Here is a 17,252-nt window from a genome sequence, read left to right on the forward strand (position 1 = left end):
TCGGGTAGGCGTCAACCCGGCGCAACAGTCTTCAGACTCGCATCTCCATGCCATCAAGGAGGCAGAGATGCAGAACACTAGCAGTCAACTACCAGCTGCGGCCGATACCCTTGCCAGGGCGCAAGCCTGCCAGGACCAGTACATCGCGCAGCGGCTGCCGACCTGGATGATGCGGCTGAGCGTGGCAGAATTCACTCTCTTGACTGAGGCGCTGACGCAATTGCTGGCCTGCCGCGAAGGCCTGTCGGCAGCGCTGGCGCAGCTAAGCAACCTGGATGCATTCACACAGACCTTGCTGCAAGAAGCGCTTGGCGCTCACGGCGAACTCGACGCTGATCGGCTGTACTTTCGCCAGTGGTACACCTTCACCTCGCCCACCGTCAGTTATGTGACCAGCAGGCTCCCAGTCGTAGGCAGCGACTACTACGAACTCCCCTTGCTCGAGGCCGCTCTGGGCAACTTTACCGCAGACCAGCTGCGCGAGCAGCCGCGTGGCAACTGCCTGGTGGATGAGCACGGCGTAAAGCGCAGTGAACTGTCTGCACTGGCCTTCGCCAAAATGTGTCGAGCGCTGGACCTTGGGCAGAAGTACCAGGCGCATCTGGACGCTGTCCTGCAGCCCGAAGTCAGAGGGTTGCTGGCGCGAAGGGAACGTTACAGCATGCTGGTAGATGCTCTGCAAGCCAGGGCGCAAGATGTGTTGAGCGCAGGCCAGATGCAGTGGGTGGTGGAGTTTTGCCTTCAGGGCACGCTGGGCAAGCTCGAAGGCGCACCTGTTCACATCCGACAATTGAGGGTGTTCGGTTGCAGCTTGCAGCAGATCGTGGTGCTGGACGTGATCGATGAGGGCTTGCTGTACAACACCAGCAAGCTAGTGCTGGTGTATGTACCGGGTGACCCGCACGGCCCCTGGAGCGTGCGCAGCGACCTGGAAGATTATGCCCGCCGGGTGCTTGGCAACCGCCTGCGCGAAGAGGGCTATCGGCGGTTTTTCAACCGCTTCGTGCGCCGTCGCGATAGCCAGCGATTCTTCTCGGCCGTCAGCGAACGGCTCGATGACGTTAGCGACTGGGCAACCAGGGACCTGGATGAGCAAACCTGTGCGTATCGCTTGCCGCTGTTCGAACATATCGCTGACGACTGGGTCGCCCGGATCAAGGACGATGCTGCAATCATTGCCCCACCCGTGGCCATGCTTGATCGCGAGGTCCAGGCAGCGCATAACCGCCGTTTGCGCGCTGAAGGCTGGACCCTGGCGGGGATCGCAGGGTACTTCGTGCCCGGCATTGGCGCGGTGTTGCTGGGGGTGATGGCCTGGGAGCTGCTTGAGCAGACGTTTCAGGCTGTCGGGGACTGGCAGGACAACGAGCGCAATGCGGCGCTGGCGCACCTGCTGAATGTAGGCAAAGGCCTGCTGGCTGTCGGGGCAACCGTCGCCGTGGTCGCCACGGTGCGTCGCGCCTGCATCGAGGTGGACAAGCTGGTGCCGGCGCAGTTGGCCAGCGGTGAAGAAAAACTGTGGAACGCAGACCTAGTGCCCTATCGCGGCGAAGCCCCGCCGGACGCGGCAGTGCTGGACACGGAGGGGGTTCACCAGCTGGGCGAGCGTCGCTGGATCAGCATGGATGGGCACTGGTATGAGGTGAGTTGGCGCGACGCCGATGAACAGTGGCAACTGCTCCCTTATCAAGGGTATGCACCGCCGCTGCGTCACAACGGTGCCGGCGCGTGGCGGCTGTGGTGCGAGCAGCCCGCCGAGTGGGATGACACACGCCAGCTGTTTCGTCGTCTGGGCAGGCCATTGAGCGATCTCGATGACGCGCAGATCGATCAGTCGCTGGCCATCCATGGCCTTGACGACCAGCACTTGCGGGCATGGCATGTGTATGGCCGGGCGCCAGAAGCCGTGCTGGTGGACACCGTTTACCGCGTGCTCCTCGCCGGCCGCATCCGCACGTTGGTCAATCAGTTGCGTGAAGGCGTGGCCACCGCTGATGCGCAGTTGCTGGAGCGGGTGATTAATCTTTCTCAGGCCGCCGGCATGCAGGGTGCAGCACTGGCTGATGTGGCTTGGGCAGGGCGGCGAGAGCTGTTCCAGGAATTGTACGAAGAGCAGAATCCCGACACGCCGACGGGTCGCTCGCTACGCCGGGATTTTGCCAGCCTGCACCGCTTGGCGGCAGATGAGGTGCTGCGCGATGCCAGCGAGGATGACCTGCAGCAGCTTCGCGAGACCGGCCGCGTGCCCTTGTTCATGGCCGAGGCGGCAAGGTTGCAGGTTGCGCGGATCCGAATCGCGCGCGTGTATGAGGCGCTGAGCATTGATACACCGCAAAACCTCGACCTGGCGCGGGTGGTGCTGAATCTGTTGGGCCACGTGCGGGGTGCGCAGGGGCCTGGGTGGAGATTGTTTGACGGGGATGCCAGCGAGCCGTTGCTGACGATCGAGGGAACGGGGCAAACATTCGACCTGCTTCACCAGCATGGGGTGTTTCGCTTGCGCGATCCTGCGCGGCCTTCTGTCAGTCAGGCGGGCGAGCTGTTCGAGACCCTGGCTGCAGCCTATGACCACCCGTCTCAGGCGGCCATCGGCCAAGGCCATGCTTTCGTGCCCGCACTGCGCCAGGCGCTGGCGAATGTTGCAACCGGTCAAAGGCAGGCGGTGGTAAGTCTGCTTAGGCTGGAGCGGCCAAGCGGCTCGTTTTTCGCGCCGCAAAGGCTTGATGATGGCCGGATTGGCTACCCCCTTGCTGGCGGCCGGTTATGGGCCGCGCTGGGACTGTCCAGACCGAGGGCGTCTCAGGCACGGCTTCGAGACCTGTACCCGGCCTTCAGTGATGAGCAGATCGGCCGCTGGCTGGCGCAAGACAACGCGCAAGCCAGGTTGCGTACGCTGGAACAGCAATTCGCACTGCTCAACACCCACCTGAACAGATGGGTACGCAATGCCTTTCCGACACCTGAGCTGGCCGCCCGGCGTGAGTTCAGAAAGGGCTTGACCGACTGCTGGCGCTTGCTTGTCCCCGAGCTTCAAGACAGTGCGGCTGTGCAGAGGGGGCGCTTCATGCTGACCCAGACCCGCAGCCGCTTGCAACAACTGCCAGTACTGCCGGCGCAAATAACTTTTCCGCACGTCTCAATCCTGGCCTTGCGCTCCATGCGCCTGGAGCGGATTCCGGATGAGTTCCTGAGGGCATTTCCCAACTTGCGCAACCTGGAAGTCACCCATTGTCGGCTCAGGCGTTTGCCTTTGCCGATGATGCTTACCCAAAGGCTGGAGGTGCTCGATCTGTCGGGTAACCAGATCGTGCTTGACGAAAGCCAGGCACTGATTCTTGCGGCTTGTCGTTCGCTGGTATACCTGAACCTTTCGGACAACCCTCTGGGCAGGGCATTTTCCGTTTTCGCAATGACCGAGCTACATGCGCTGCACCTGTCAGGCACCCAAATGCCCGAGTTGCCTTATGGGGTGCTCGAGGTGCCTGACCTGCAAACCCTTGACCTGAGTGACAACAGTATCTCTGCACTGCCCGATGGCTTTTACCGGTCGCAGCTATGGCGCGCAGGCAGAGTCGGGCTTTCTGGCAACCTGCTGGCGGCGACGCCTGAAGGGTTTTCGGCCTGGCACTGGCTTGAGGCAAGCCGGGTTCCCTACCGGCTGCGTTTTCTCGATGTATCGGCAGCCGAACGTCGCGATGAAATGGCCATGCTGTGGGTCCATCTTGAAGCCGACGAGCAATCGGCCGATTTCTTCAATACCCTGTCGGTGCTCACGGCCTCGGGAGCATTCAAGTTCTCTTCGACCGCGTGCGCGCTCGCATCCCGTGTGTTCGACATGTTCCAGGCGATGAACGAGGATGATGCACTCAAGCGTGAAGTGTTCGAACACGCCGCGGCGACCGACTGCCAGGATAACGCCACGGCCCGCTTCGCTGATCTGGAACTGCGGATGATGATATGGCGGGCGCAACGCGGCGGGGTTGCCCAGCAGCCTGAGCGGGCCTTGCTCTGTCTCGGTGGTCGGTTGTGGCGGTTGGCGTTGCTCGATCAGATTGCCGCAGAACACGCCCAACGGCAGGGGGCGGGCAATGAGTCGATCGAATTCGCCTTGGCATACCGGATCGCCTTGCGCAGGGCTTTGGATTTGCCTGGCCAGCCAGACGAAATGCTCTATCCAGGTATTGCTGCGCTAAGCAAGCAGGATATTCGTGTGGCCCGGGACATGGTCCTGGCGGCACAGACCCGGGAAGGCGTTGCACATTATCTGTCACGTCAGTGGTTCTGGCAGGATTACCTGCGCAAGCGCTTCCCCGTTCGCCTGCAAGTGCCGCATCACATGCACGACGAACTGGAGCGGCTGATGGCCCTGGGTGGCCGGGAGGAGGAAATCGCACGGTTGCAGATCAGCAATCAGCAACGGGAGCACGCAGTATTGCTGCAGTTGACGCTGGAAGCGCTGGACATGCATTCGCCGCGTCTTCTCCAGTAGCGGTTCAGACCTCGGGCAGGTGGGCGTTGCGCCAGTGGCTTTGCGCTATGCTCTGAGTGGCGGTGATGTTTGCGCAGATGTTGCCGGCCGGTTATGGAAATCGGAAGTTACCTTTGTGCCGAGCACGTCTGGGGCTGCTGGTTTAGTCTCCCGCGTCGGATCTTTCTCCATGATCTGTAGTCTTTGGTTTATCGAGAGAATAAGGAGATACGCATGCTCGTCCGGTCACTGACCCTCGCTACTTTGCTCGCTGTCACCGGCCCGCTGCTGGCGGCTGACAGTGACGCACCGCTGGCCAAGGAAGTGGGCAAGGCCAGGCCCTTGGTGGTCATTGCGCCTAGCAGCGCAGACCCAACCTTGCGCGGATTGAACAAGGCTCTGGAGGACCCGGCCACCCAGGCGGCCTTCAAGGAGCGCAACCTGGTGCTGTACAGCGTCGCCAACATGATGGGCAAGCGCGAGGACAAGAACCTCGAACAACAGACCACCATGGCCCTGATTCGTGAGCTGAAGCTGGGCGCGAGCAAGGGCACCAAGGTGATCCTGGTGGGCAAGGACGGTGAGCGGCACATGCTCAAGGACGACGACTCAGGCGAGGCCATCGACCCGCAGGTGATCCTCAAGGCGGTGGATGAACTGCCCGCAAGCGAAAAGGCCGTGGCTGCACCTGAACCGGTAGCGGCGGCACCGGAAACCAAGGCCAAGGCCAAGGACAGCAAGCCAGCCAAGCCAGCCAAGCCGGCTGCGCCGCCAAAGCCGCTGGAAGACTGAACACCTGCATTGGCTGGCCGTGCGACCGGGCGTGTGTAGCGGTGGGGGGGCAGCAGTGTATCGACGGTGCTGGGGTTGTGTGCCGAATTGCAGGTGGGGGCTCGGCTTTCAGTTGAGCTCGATTCGCGCGCACAGCCCGCCACTGTCGCGGTTGCTCAGGATCAGCCGACCACCCATGGCCTGGATCAGCTGGTGGGCAATGGCCAGCCCCAGCCCGGTGCCGCCGGTGCTGCGATTGCGTGAGCTCTCCACTCTGTAGAATGGCTTGAGCACTTCGTCCAGCTCGTCAGCGGGTATTCCAGGCCCATCGTCGAGCACGCGGATCACGGTCATGCCGCCCTCGCGGCACACCTCCAGCTCGGCAGCGCCGGCAAACTTGAGGGCGTTGTCCACAAGGTTCACCAGCACTCGGCGCAGGGCGTGCGGGCGGGTTTCCAGCAGGCTGCGCGTGCTGCCGTTACGCTGCACCTGGGCACCACTGTCCTGATAGTCGAACACCAGGCTGTCGAGGAAGGCATCAAGGTCAATTCTGCACGCGGCTTCAGTGCTGGTATCCATGCTGCGGGCGTATGCTACGCCTTCGCGCACCAAGTGCTCCATCTCGCCCAGGTCGCTCCACAATTTGTCCTTTTCGACCCCGTCGTCCATCACTTCGACACGCAGCTTCATGCGTGTGATCGGTGTTTGCAGGTCGTGAGAGATGGCCGCCAGCAGCTGCATGCGTTCCTTCAGGTGGGCGCTGATACGCGCCTGCAGGGCGTTGAAGGCCGCCGCGGCGTAGCGCACCTCGCGCGGGCCGCTTTCATCCAGCTGTACGCCGGGTTTGTCCGGATCGAGGTTGTCCACGGCGCGGGCCAGGCGAGTCAAAGGGCCAATGGCCAGGTGCACGGCCAACCAGGTGCACAGCAACAAGACTGCCAGCTGGATCAGCAGCACCATGGGCAGCCAGCGGGCCACCGGGACCGCCGATGGGGTGACGTCGATGGTCAGCGGCGCGCCGTCGGCAAGGCTCAGGTGGGCCTGGAAGTGGGCATTCGGGCCTGGGATGTCCTGGAAGGTCAGGCGGTAGTCGCTGCCGATGGCCTTGACGATCGACTCGGCGGCCATGGGCGGGTCGCTGCCGGGCATCGCCTCGCCGGCCAGGCCTTGGTCGAGACGGTAGCGGTAGGTATGCCGTTCCAGGCGCGGCAGCCAGGCCGCACGTTCGGCTGCAGGCAGGCGGTCGAGGATGGCCACTGACGTGGCCACGTCCTGTTCCAGGTTGCTGAGCATCATCGAGCGGCTGCTGATGTAGCGCTCGTAGGCCTGCAGCCCAAACGACAAGCCGTAGGCCAGGACCAGGCCGGTCAAGAAGATCAGCCCCAGGCGCGAGGCCAAGGTACGAGGCCACTTCATGACGGCGACTCGAGCAGTTGCACCGGCAGCGAGAACACATAGCCTTCGCTGCGCACGGTTTTGATGCAGCTGGGTTCGCGGGCGTCGTCGCCCAGGCGCTGGCGCAGGCGGCTGACCAGCAGGTCGATGGAGCGGTCGAAGAGGTCGGCTTCGCGGCCCTGGGTCAGGTTGAGCAGTTGTTCGCGGCTGAGCACCCGCTGTGGGTGGTCCAGAAACACCCGCAACAGGCGGTACTCGGCGCCACTCAGGGCCACCAGGGTGCCTTCGTTGTCGAGCAGGTGGCGGGCGGTGGTGTCCAGCCGCCATTGGCCGAAGCGCAGCAGGCGGCTGCTTTCGCTGATGGTGAGGTTGGGTGGCAGCATGCGCGTGCGGCGCAGCACGGCATTGATACGGGCAAGCAGTTCGCGGGCAGAAAACGGCTTGGTCAGGTAATCGTCGGCGCCCATTTCAAGGCCGATGATGCGGTCGGTTTCATCGTTGCGGGCCGTCAGCATCAACACGGGCGTATTGCGGTGTTTGCCGGCGCGCAGTTCGCGGCACAGCAGCAGGCCATCGTCGCCGGGCATCATGATGTCGAGAACGATCAGGTCGACGCTGCTGGCTCCAAGGAAGGCCCGCATCTGCCTGCCGTCGGCGACGATGCTGGTGCGCAGGCCGTTCTTCTTAAGGTAGTTGCCGACCAGTTCGCGGATCTCGCGGTCGTCGTCGACGATCAGGATGTGATCGACGTGTTCCATGCGCAGCGTTCCTGTTCGAGTGGGTTTGGCGCAGTGTACCCGGCCCTTTTGCGCTTGCCTGCGGGGGTTTGTATTGCAGTGTATCTGGCAGGTGTATAGAACTGTAGCGGGGGCGGGTGAAGCGGCTCGGGTCAAAGCAGCACAGCACTGGGAGTTGACCGCTTGGCCGATAAAAGCCGGGTTCTGCTCCGGCTCGGAGCCTGGTTGCAGAACAAAGCGTACAATGTCGTTTCGGGTAACTGTATTTCAGTGGCTCATCACCGAGTAGCCTGCATGTACCAGACACACCCCGGAACGCCCCAAAGAGCCCACGAACGCCTCTGCGAGCAAATCGAGACGTTTCTCCAGCGTGGCGGCCAGATCCAGCACGTAGCCATCGGTGTCACCGGTTCCCCTTATGGCGTAGCTAAAGTCCAGTGGCACAAGGAGCGTGCAGCCAAGCCTTGATGGCCTGCCTTTGCGCCTGAACCCACCACCCTTCAGGCGCTTCAATACCCATTCTTGAAGGGGCACGCCCGTGAGCGAAGAGCCGAGCGATTGTGTAATCGCCGTTTGCATAGGTATTTCTGAGCAACAAGTGGCCCACTACCGGCGGGAGAGCTTTCTGCTGGGGGACGGCTCATGGCTCGTGCATTTCGCTTTCATCATGCCCAAAGCGCTTCGTCATCAACTCACAGGCAGTTTTACACTCTTGTTGAAGGCCTCTCGAGCGCCTGGCGATACCCGACAGGCAGACGAGGTAGGACCGTGAGGAAGGTTTAATACAGGCACTGTACGTAAAGAAGGTCGTTGTTATTTATGCTCATAAATAGATTGTGTCCAGTGGTCTGATACCTGTCTTTTATTTTCAGGCAGGGCGCATACTCATTAAGCTCAGATTATCTGGGCTTATGAGAGGTGCTTATGTACGGTAAAAACCAGGCAGGGCAGGGCTCATCGGAGAGTGATCCGGAAATAGATCAGGATCGCCAAGGGTTGGGCAATGATCGTCTTGTTCAGCCTACAACTGATGATCGGAATAATTACATCGATCCTGAACCTGTTGCCGAGGCCGGGCCAGAGCCTGCAGACAAGCTTTTGGCCTCGAACGCACCGAAATTCAGCCGCCATTCTGACGGCCCGGATACCCCGTGGAGACGCGCTTGGCTGCACTAGCCCTGCGCTGATAGATCGCATGACAAACCATGCTTTTTACCAGCGCTCCACTTCTCGAAGAAAATGATGATGAGCCATTGTAAGCAGGTGGCTTTATCGAGGTTTTTATGAAAGACAAGCAAACTGTTCAACGCGGTAGTTGCTCGGATGAGGGCGACAATAAATCCACTCAGCGTTCCAGCAAGGGTGAAAACAGAGGGCCGCTTACAGAGCGTGCGTCGAGGGCTGAGTTGTACAGTCGTCACGATAAAGTTGAACCGGCGAGTGACAACAAACGTTAGTTTCTAAAAACTTGAAGCTATTGTATCCGTTTGTACAGCCGGGGCGCCCTTCGTGGGCGCCTTCTTTTTTATAACGACCTGCTCGCGCAGGGTTTTCCAGGATTCTACGAGGTTTCGCTGACAGGAATGCAGCTACAGAAGGACGCACATCCCGGCGTTGAGTGACACAGACGGGATACTTGGCAGGCGTCAAATGGCTCTTGACCGGGGAACAACACGCCCCACTGCCAAACGTTACACGGGAGAGATGCCATGAATTTCAAGACTGTCGCCAGCGCCAGCCTGTTCGCCGTACTCAGCTTTGGTGCCATTGCCGCCCAGGCCACCACCGCACCCATGGGCGCTGCCGGCGCCATGCAGTACCGCTACGGTGAGCATCTGGATGTGAAGAAAGTGCTGTCGGTACAGGACGAGCAGAGCAACGCCTGCGGCCTGGTGAACACCCGCATGGACTACCTCGACTCCAAGGGCCAACAGCAGAGCGTGCAGTACCGCACCTACGCCACTGGCGGTTGCCATGACAACTGATCGCCGCCTGATGCTGAAAGCGGGAGGCATAGCCCTGGCGCTGACGGGGCTGGGGTTGGCCGGGCACCTGATGGCCCGTGACCGCTACGGCGCCATGCCGTCGCTGTCGGGGGCCAGCCAGTGGCTCAACTCGACCCCGCTGGATGGGCCGGCGCTTAAGGGCAAGGTGGTGCTGGTGGACTTCTGGACCTGGGACTGCATCAACTGCCAGCGCAGCCTGCCTCATGTGAACGACTGGGCGCGGCGTTATGCCGATCAGGGGCTGGTGGTGGTGGGCGTGCATACGCCGGAGTACGCCTACGAACATGACCTGGGCACCCTGCGAAACAAGGTGGCCGGGCTGGGTATCGGTTACCCGGTGGCGGTGGATAATGACTACAAGGTGTGGAATGCCTGGGGCAACCAGTTCTGGCCGGCCCATTACTTTGTCGACCGTAAAGGACAGGTGCGCCATGTGCACTTTGGCGAGGGCGATTATGGCGGGCAGGAACAGCTGATACAGGCACTGCTGTATGAGAAAGGTGATTAGGCTGTGCCGGCCTCTTCGCCGGCATGCCCGCTCCTACAACGACAGTGCAATCAGCGAAGTATGCGCACTCTCTGTGGGTGCGGGCGTGCCCGCGAAGAAGCCAACACTTGCCTATCAGGTGAAACTGGCAAAGTGCGCCTGCATCCGCGCCGCATCCGCCTGGCGCCCGCTGAACAGCTCGAACGCCTTTACCGCCTGGAACACCGCCATATTGCTGCCATCCAGCGTGCGGCAACCCAGTGCCCGAGCCGCGCGCAGAAGTTCTGTTTCCAGCGGGAAGTAGATGATTTCCGCCACCCACAGGCCCGCATGCAGCAGCTCGACCGGTAGCGGTGTGCCCGGTAGCTTGGCCATGCCCACCGGCGTGGTATTGACCAGCCCGTCTGCCTCGGCCAGCGCCGCGGCCAGGTCGGTGCCGAGTACTGCGCGGCCCGTGCCGAAATGCTCATTCAGGTTGTCTACCAGCGCTTGCGCGCGGGCCGCATCCACTTCGAACAGCACCAGTTGCTCGACCCCTTCAATCAGCAGGGCGTGGGCCACGGCCGACCCGGCGCCACCGGCACCCATCTGCACCACCTGGCGCCGGGCCACATCAGGCAGGCCGCGGCGCAAGCCTTCGGCAAAACCCAGGCAGTCTGTGTTATGGCCGACGCGCTTGCCGTCCTTGAGCACCACGGTATTCACCGCGCCGATGCCACGGGCTTCATCCGACAGTTCGTCGAGCAGCGGCAGGATCGACTGCTTGAACGGGTAGGTGATGTTAAGCCCGGTAAAGCCTGTGTGCTGCGCGGCGTCGAGCAGCCCGGGCAGGGCGCTGTCCTCCAGTTGCAACTGGTCGGCATCAATCAGCCGATACAGGTAGCGCAGGGCCTGGGCGTCACCTTCGTGTTCGTGCAGGGCAGGGGTGCGCGACAGCTGGATGCCGCGGCCGATCAAGCCGGCAAGGATGGCGTGCTGGCTCATGCCGTGCGCTCCTGGAACATTTCGGCGAAGTGGCTGAGGGCCATGCGGTAGCCATGGCTGCCCAGCCCGCAAATCACCCCGACGGCGATGGACGATACAAATGACAGATGGCGGAACGGCTCGCGCTTGTGCACGTTCGACAGGTGTACTTCGATGACCGGCAGTTCACTGGCCACCAAGGCGTCGCGGATGGCCACCGAGGTGTGGGTCCAGGCGCCGGGGTTGATCACGATACCGGCGCAGCGGCCGCGGGCGGCGTGGATCCAGTCGATCAGTTCACCTTCGTGGTTTGTTTGGCGGAATTCGATTTCCAGGCCATGGCCATGGGCAGTGTCGGCACAGCTTTGGGCCAGGTCAGCCAGGGTTTCGTGGCCATATTGAGCAGGCTCGCGGGTACCCAGCATGTTCAGGTTAGGGCCGTTGAGCACGAGAATAAGGGGGTTCATGACGAGCATCGCTTTGTTGTTGTTGGATGCACCTAGTTTTGTACCGCCTGGTTAGTTTAGTCAATTGGACTAAAACGCCGCACCGGGAAAGTGGGCGATTATCGAACTATTGAGGTGTGCAGGCCCCCGCCTACGGGGGATTTGGCTTTCTGCGCCTGCATTACAAAATTGTAATTTTCCTGCCACCGCCCCGATAAGCACGGCTTCCTACAGTCCTTCGCCTAAACGCGTCGACGAGGATTTGTTCGTGCCCATCCCCCGCAAGACCGCTTTGCTCTGCCTGTTGCTGGCCAGTGTCGCCAGTGCCCAGGCCAGTCAGAGCCTGAGCCTGCCCCAGGCGCTTGCCGCCGCCTTTGCTCAAAACCCAGAGCTGGCCGCAGCCGGCCGGGAAATCGGCATTGCCGACGGCGAGCGGCGCCAGGCCGGGTTGATCCCCAACCCAGAGCTCGCCTGGGAGGTCGAGGACACCCGCCGCGATACCAGCACCACCACCGTCACCCTCAGCCAGCCGTTGGAACTGGGCGGCAAGCGCGGCGCACGTATTGCTGTGGCTGGCACCGGCCAGGCCATTGCCCAGCTTGGCCTGGAGCGCCAGCGCAATGGCCTGCGTGCCGATGTGGTGCAGGCCTTCCACGCCGCCTTGCGCGCGCAGACAGCACTGGAACTGGCGCAGCAGTCGCAGGCATTGACCGAGCGCGGGCTGCGCGTGGTACAGGGGCGGGTGACCGCTGGCCAGTCATCCCCCGTGGAGGCCACCCGCGCCCAGGTGCAACTGGCCCAGGCCCAGGCTGAAGTACGACGCGCGCAGACCCAGCGCGGCGTGGCTTATCAGGCGCTGGCACGCCTGACCGGTAGCCCCTTGGCAAGCTTCGATCAGTTGCAGGCTGCCAACCTTTCGCCTGGCGTCGCGCCCAGCGCCGATGCCTTGCTCGACCGGGTCGAACACACCGCCGAATGGCGTCTGGCTGCTGCACAGGTCGAGCGCGGCGAAGCGTCCCTGGGGTCGGAAAAGGCTCAGCGTATTCCCAACCTCACTGTCAGCCTCGGTAGCCAGTACAGCCGCGAGAACCGCGAGCGGGTGAATGTGGTGGGCCTGTCCATGCCATTGCCGCTGTTCGACCGCAACCAGGGCAACGTGCTGGCGGCTGCACGCCGTGCCGACCAGGCGCGTGACCTGCGTAACGCCGTGGAGCTGCGCCTGCGCAGTGAAACCCGCAGCGCAGTCAGCCAGTGGCACACGGCGATGCAGGAGGTGGACGCCTACGACCGCACCATCCTGCCTTCGGCGCAGCAGGCCGTGGACACCGCCACCCGTGGTTTCGAAATGGGCAAGTTCGCGTTCCTCGATGTACTCGACGCTCAGCGCACGCTGATCGAGGCCCGCGGGTTGTACCTCGAGGCGCTGGCTTCGGCGACCGACGCACGGGCGCAGGTCGAGCGGATTTATGGCGACCTCGATGACCTGAGCACCCCCTTGAACAGCAGGAGCAAGCATGACTAACCCACGCAAGATAGCCCTTCTGGTGGCCGCCATGGCCGCGCTCGGCCTGGGTGGCCTGGCCTGGACCGGCAACCTGGGCCAGGCGTCGAATGCCCAGGCCCGCCACGACGACCATGGCGAGGACAGCCACGGCCATGGTGCCGAGAAGGCCAATGAAGGCCATGCAGAGGAAGGGCACGGCGAAGAAGAGGGCCAATTGCACCTGTCCATCGCCCAGATCGAGGCGGCCGGTGTGCAGTTGGCTGCCGCCGGCCCTCGTGAGTTGGGTACCGCCTTCAGCTTCCCGGGGGAAATCCGCTTCGACGAGGACCGCACTGCCCACGTGGTGCCGCGTGTACCCGGTGTGGTGGAGGCGGTGCAAGCCGAACTGGGCCAGGCGGTCAAGCGCGGCCAGGTATTGGCGGTGATTGCCAGCCAGCAGATTTCTGACCTGCGCAGCGAGCAGCAGGCAGCCCAGCGCCGTCTGGAGCTGGCGCGCCTGACCTTCCAGCGCGAACAGCAGTTATGGCAGGAGCGTATCAGTGCCGAGCAAGATTACCTGCAAGCGCGGCAGGTGTTACAGGAGGCCGAAATCGCCTTGGCCAACGCCCGGCAAAAGGTCGCCGCAGTAGGGCCGGCGGGCGCTGGCAACCGCTATGAATTGCGCGCGCCATTCGATGCGGTGGTGGTGGAAAAGCATCTGAGCGTGGGCGAGGTGGTCGACGCGACCAGCAACGCCTTCACCTTGTCTGACCTGAGCCGGGTCTGGGCCACCTTCGCCGTGGCGCCGCGTGATCTGGACAAGGTGGTGACCGGCCGCAATGTCACGGTCAGCGCACCAGACCTGGGCGCCCAGGTTGAGGGCAAGGTCAACTATGTCGGCAGCCTGCTCGGCGAGCAGAACCGCGCCGCCACGGTCCGCGCCACCCTGGCAAACCCCAACGGCGCATGGCGCCCCGGGCTGTTCGTCAATATCGCGGTCAGCGTCGAGCGCTTCAATGCCGCCGTGGTGGTGCCGGAAAGCGCCCTGCAAACCTGGGAAGAACAGACCGTTGTGTTTGCCCGCACCGAGGAAGGCTTCGAGGCCCGCCCGGTAAAGGCCGGCCGCCGCGACGCCGGCCAGGTGGAAATTATCAGCGGCCTGGCCGCCGGCACCCAGGTAGCCGCCGCCGGCAGCTTTGTCCTCAAGTCGGAACTGGGCAAGGGCTCGGCCGAGCATAGCCATTGATCACGGGGACACCTGCATGTTCGAACGCCTGATCCAATTTGCCATCGAGCAGCGCCTGGTGGTGATGCTGGCCGTGGTCCTGATGGCCGCGGTGGGTATCCACAGCTACCAGAAACTGCCGATCGACGCTGTACCGGACATTACCAACGTCCAGGTACAGATCAATACCGCTGCACCCGGTTACTCGCCGCTGGAGACCGAGCAGCGCATCACCTTCTCCATCGAGACCGCCATGGCCGGCCTGCCTGGGTTGAAGCAAACCCGCTCGCTGTCGCGTTCGGGCCTGTCGCAGGTCACGGTGATTTTCGATGATGGCACCGACCTGTTCTTCGCCCGTCAGCTGGTCAACGAGCGCCTGCAAGTGGCCCGCGAGCAACTGCCCGAAGGGATGGAAGCGGGCATGGGGCCGATTTCCACCGGGTTGGGTGAAATCTTCCTGTGGACCGTGGAGGCCGAACAGGGCGCTCTCAAAGAGGATGGCACCCCGTACACCCCGACAGACCTGCGGGTGATCCAGGACTGGATCATCAAGCCGCAGCTGCGCAATGTGCCGGGGGTGGCCGAGGTAAACAGTATCGGCGGCCATGCCAAGCAGTACCTGATTGCACCGGAGCCCAAGCGGCTGGCAGCCTACAAGCTCACCCTCAACGACCTGATCGCGGCCTTGGAGCGCAACAATGCCAACGTTGGCGCCGGTTACATCGAGCGCAATGGCGAGCAGTTGCTGATCCGGGCACCGGGCCAGGTGGCCTCGGCCGAAGACATCGCCAACATCGTCATCGCCAGCGTCGATGGCACGCCGATCCGCGTCAGCCATGTTGCCGAGGTTGGCCTGGGCCTAGAACTGCGCTCGGGTGCAGCCACCGAAAACGGCCGGGAAGTGGTGCTGGGTACGGTGTTCATGCTGATTGGAGAGAACAGCCGCACGGTATCCCAGGCCGTTGCCGCCAAACTGGTCGAGATCAACCGCAACCTGCCCAAGGGTGTGGTGGCTGTGACCGTGTACGACCGCACAAACCTGGTGGAAAAAGCCATCGCCACGGTGAAGAAGAACCTGGTCGAAGGCGCCATTCTGGTCATCGCTGTGCTGTTCCTGTTCCTGGGCAACATCCGCGCCGCACTGATCACCGCCATGGTCATTCCGCTGTCGATGCTGTTCACCTTCACTGGCATGTTCAGCAACAAGGTCAGCGCCAACCTGATGAGCCTGGGGGCACTGGACTTCGGCATCATCGTCGACGGCGCAGTCGTGATCGTGGAAAACGCCATCCGCCGCCTGGCCCATGCCCAGCAACGCCATGGCCGCATGCTGACGCGCAGCGAGCGCTTCCATGAAGTGTTCGCTGCCGCCCGTGAGGCGCGCCGGCCACTGATCTACGGGCAGTTGATCATCATGGTGGTGTACCTGCCGATCTTTGCCCTGACCGGGGTCGAGGGCAAGATGTTCCACCCCATGGCCTTTACCGTGGTCATGGCCCTGCTCGGCGCCATGATCCTGTCGGTAACGTTCGTGCCGGCAGCCATCGCCCTGTTCGTCACCGGCAAGGTCAAGGAAGAGGAAGGCCTGGTGATGCGCACGGCGCGTCAGCGCTATGCCCCGGTGCTGGCCTGGGTGCTGGGGCGACGCAAGTTGGCGTTTGCCGTCGCGGCCACTCTGGTGGTGCTGTCCGGGGTCATGGCCAGCCGCATGGGCAGCGAGTTCATCCCCAGCCTCAGCGAAGGCGACTTTGCCTTGCAGGCCCTGCGTGTGCCGGGCACCAGCCTGTCGCAGTCGGTAGACATGCAGCAGCGCCTGGAGCAGGCGATCATCGCCCAGGTGCCGGAAGTGGAGCGGGTGTTCGCCCGTACCGGTACCGCCGAGATCGCCTCCGACCCGATGCCACCGAACATCTCCGACGCCTATGTGATGTTGCGCCCGCGCGAGCAGTGGGTAGACCCTGGCAAGCCGCGTGACGAACTGATCGCCGAGGTACAACGTGCTGCCGCCAGCGTACCGGGCAGCAACTACGAGCTGTCGCAGCCGATCCAGTTGCGTTTCAACGAGCTGATTTCCGGGGTGCGCAGCGATGTGGCGGTGAAGTTGTTCGGTGATGACATGGATGTGCTCAACCGCACCGCCACACAGATCGCCAGCAGCCTGCAGGGGGTAGCGGGTGCGTCCGAGGTGAAGGTCGAGCAGACCACCGGCCTGCCGGTGCTGACCATCGACATCGACCGCGACAAGGCGGCCCGCCATGGCCTGAACGTGGGTGACGTGCAGGACGCCATCGCAATTGCTGTGGGTGGCCGCACGGCAGGCACGCTGTATGAAGGCGACCGGCGCTTCGACATGGTGGTGCGCCTGCCCGAAACCTTGCGCACCGATGTGGACGGGCTGTCCAGCCTGCTGATTCCGGTACCGGCCAGTGCCGCTGCGGGCGCTGCGCAAATCGGCTTCATCCCGCTGTCCCAAGTGGCCAGTTTGAACCTGCAACTGGGGCCTAACCAGGTCAGCCGCGAGGATGGCAAGCGGGTGGTGGTGGTCAGTGCCAACGTACGTGGGCGTGACCTGGGCTCGTTTGTGGCGGATGCCGAACAGGCCCTGATCCGGCAGGTGCAGATTCCGCCGGGTTACTGGACGCGCTGGGGGGGCCAGTTCGAACAGTTGCAATCGGCAACCGAGCGCCTGCAGGTGGTGGTGCCGGTGGCTTTGCTACTGGTCATGGCGCTGCTGCTGATGATGTTCAACAACCTCAGGGATGGCTTGCTGGTGTTCACCGGCATTCCGTTTGCCCTGACCGGCGGGGTGCTGGCGCTGTGGTTGCGGGACATCCCGTTGTCCATTTCAGCTGGCGTAGGGTTCATTGCCCTGTCGGGAGTGGCGGTGCTCAACGGGCTGGTGATGATCGCCTTTATCCGTGCCCTGCGCGAAGAGGGGCGGCCATTGCGGGCGGCGGTTGAAGAGGGCGCGTTGACGCGGTTGCGCCCGGTGCTGATGACCGCGCTGGTGGCTTCGCTGGGGTTCATTCCGATGGCCCTGGCTACGGGGACCGGGGCTGAGGTGCAGCGGCCGTTGGCGACGGTGGTGATTGGCGGGATCCTGTCTTCTACTGCACTGACATTGCTGGTGCTGCCGGCTTTGTATCAGTGGGCGTATCGGCGCGAAGAGCAGCAGGAGGGGTGAGATTCTGGGGCCGCTTTGCGGCCCATCGCGGCACAAGGCCGCTCCCACAGGGGCCGCGTCATCTTCCGGCTGACACGGTCCCTGTAG

Annotated in this window: 12 protein-coding genes; 8 read left to right on the forward strand and 4 right to left on the reverse strand. The window is 62.9% G+C overall.

Translation table 11 applies throughout. The annotated features are described in order from the left end of the window. The first annotated feature begins 67 nt into the window (after positions 1 to 67). Positions 68 to 4,489 carry an NEL-type E3 ubiquitin ligase domain-containing protein gene (locus tag ACK1VC_RS12845; RefSeq protein WP_191087478.1) on the forward strand — a complete coding sequence of 1,474 codons (4,422 nt, stop codon included), beginning with the start codon at positions 68 to 70 and terminating at the stop codon, positions 4,487 to 4,489. 213 nt (positions 4,490 to 4,702) lie between these two features. Then, positions 4,703 to 5,260, forward strand: coding sequence for a DUF4174 domain-containing protein (locus ACK1VC_RS12850; protein WP_016485968.1), 558 nt, complete (start codon positions 4,703 to 4,705; stop codon positions 5,258 to 5,260). 108 nt (positions 5,261 to 5,368) lie between these two features. Here ACK1VC_RS12850 and ACK1VC_RS12855 read toward each other — a convergent pair whose 3' ends face one another. Together ACK1VC_RS12855 and ACK1VC_RS12860 are read right to left on the reverse strand one after the other, a co-directional pair. Next, positions 5,369 to 6,655 (reverse strand): sensor histidine kinase, encoded by a 1,287-nt coding sequence (locus ACK1VC_RS12855; protein WP_060518806.1) that lies wholly within the window; start codon positions 6,653 to 6,655, stop codon positions 5,369 to 5,371. After that, positions 6,652 to 7,392 (reverse strand): response regulator, encoded by a 741-nt coding sequence (locus ACK1VC_RS12860; RefSeq protein ID WP_016485970.1) that lies wholly within the window; start codon positions 7,390 to 7,392, stop codon positions 6,652 to 6,654. The genes ACK1VC_RS12855 and ACK1VC_RS12860 overlap by 4 nt, the downstream gene beginning before the upstream one ends. Before the next feature lie 273 nt (positions 7,393 to 7,665). On the opposite strand from ACK1VC_RS12860, the gene ACK1VC_RS12865 reads away from it, so the two are divergent. The 3 genes from ACK1VC_RS12865 to ACK1VC_RS12875 all read left to right on the forward strand — a co-directional run bounded on the left by ACK1VC_RS12865 (position 7,666) and on the right by ACK1VC_RS12875 (position 9,885). Beyond that, on the forward strand, positions 7,666 to 7,839 hold the full coding sequence (locus ACK1VC_RS12865; RefSeq protein WP_349816354.1) for a hypothetical protein: 174 nt from the start codon (positions 7,666 to 7,668) through the stop codon (positions 7,837 to 7,839). 1,241 nt (positions 7,840 to 9,080) lie between these two features. After that, complete coding sequence (locus tag ACK1VC_RS12870; RefSeq protein ID WP_016485973.1) at positions 9,081 to 9,356, forward strand: DUF2790 domain-containing protein; 276 nt, start codon at positions 9,081 to 9,083, stop codon at positions 9,354 to 9,356. Positions 9,357 to 9,366: 10 nt separating this feature from the next. Then, on the forward strand, positions 9,367 to 9,885 hold the full coding sequence (locus ACK1VC_RS12875) for a thioredoxin family protein (RefSeq protein ID WP_031312552.1): 519 nt from the start codon (positions 9,367 to 9,369) through the stop codon (positions 9,883 to 9,885). 114 nt (positions 9,886 to 9,999) lie between these two features. Here the strand turns inward: ACK1VC_RS12875 and ACK1VC_RS12880 are convergent, their stop codons facing one another. Beyond that, positions 10,000 to 10,848, reverse strand: a complete 849-nt coding sequence (locus ACK1VC_RS12880; RefSeq protein ID WP_016485975.1) for a shikimate dehydrogenase — start codon at positions 10,846 to 10,848, stop codon at positions 10,000 to 10,002. Then, positions 10,845 to 11,294 (reverse strand): type II 3-dehydroquinate dehydratase, encoded by a 450-nt coding sequence (aroQ, locus tag ACK1VC_RS12885; protein ID WP_016485976.1) that lies wholly within the window; start codon positions 11,292 to 11,294, stop codon positions 10,845 to 10,847. The genes ACK1VC_RS12880 and aroQ overlap by 4 nt, the downstream gene beginning before the upstream one ends. Positions 11,295 to 11,541: 247 nt before the next feature. Between aroQ and ACK1VC_RS12890 the strand changes: the two genes are divergently transcribed. Genes ACK1VC_RS12890 through ACK1VC_RS12900 form a run of 3 tightly spaced genes read left to right on the forward strand, consistent with a single transcriptional unit; the run spans position 11,542 to position 17,165 of the window. Beyond that, on the forward strand, positions 11,542 to 12,795 hold the full coding sequence (locus ACK1VC_RS12890; RefSeq protein ID WP_191087481.1) for a TolC family protein: 1,254 nt from the start codon (positions 11,542 to 11,544) through the stop codon (positions 12,793 to 12,795). Next, positions 12,788 to 14,002 (forward strand): efflux RND transporter periplasmic adaptor subunit, encoded by a 1,215-nt coding sequence (locus ACK1VC_RS12895; protein ID WP_016485978.1) that lies wholly within the window; start codon positions 12,788 to 12,790, stop codon positions 14,000 to 14,002. Before ACK1VC_RS12890 ends, ACK1VC_RS12895 begins: the two co-directional genes overlap by 8 nt. Before the next feature lie 16 nt (positions 14,003 to 14,018). Next, positions 14,019 to 17,165: an efflux RND transporter permease subunit gene (locus ACK1VC_RS12900; protein ID WP_197884460.1), complete on the forward strand. Its 3,147-nt coding sequence runs from the start codon at positions 14,019 to 14,021 to the stop codon at positions 17,163 to 17,165. The last annotated feature ends 87 nt before the right edge of the window (positions 17,166 to 17,252 follow it).

The organism is Pseudomonas sp. XP2, from assembly GCF_053557975.1.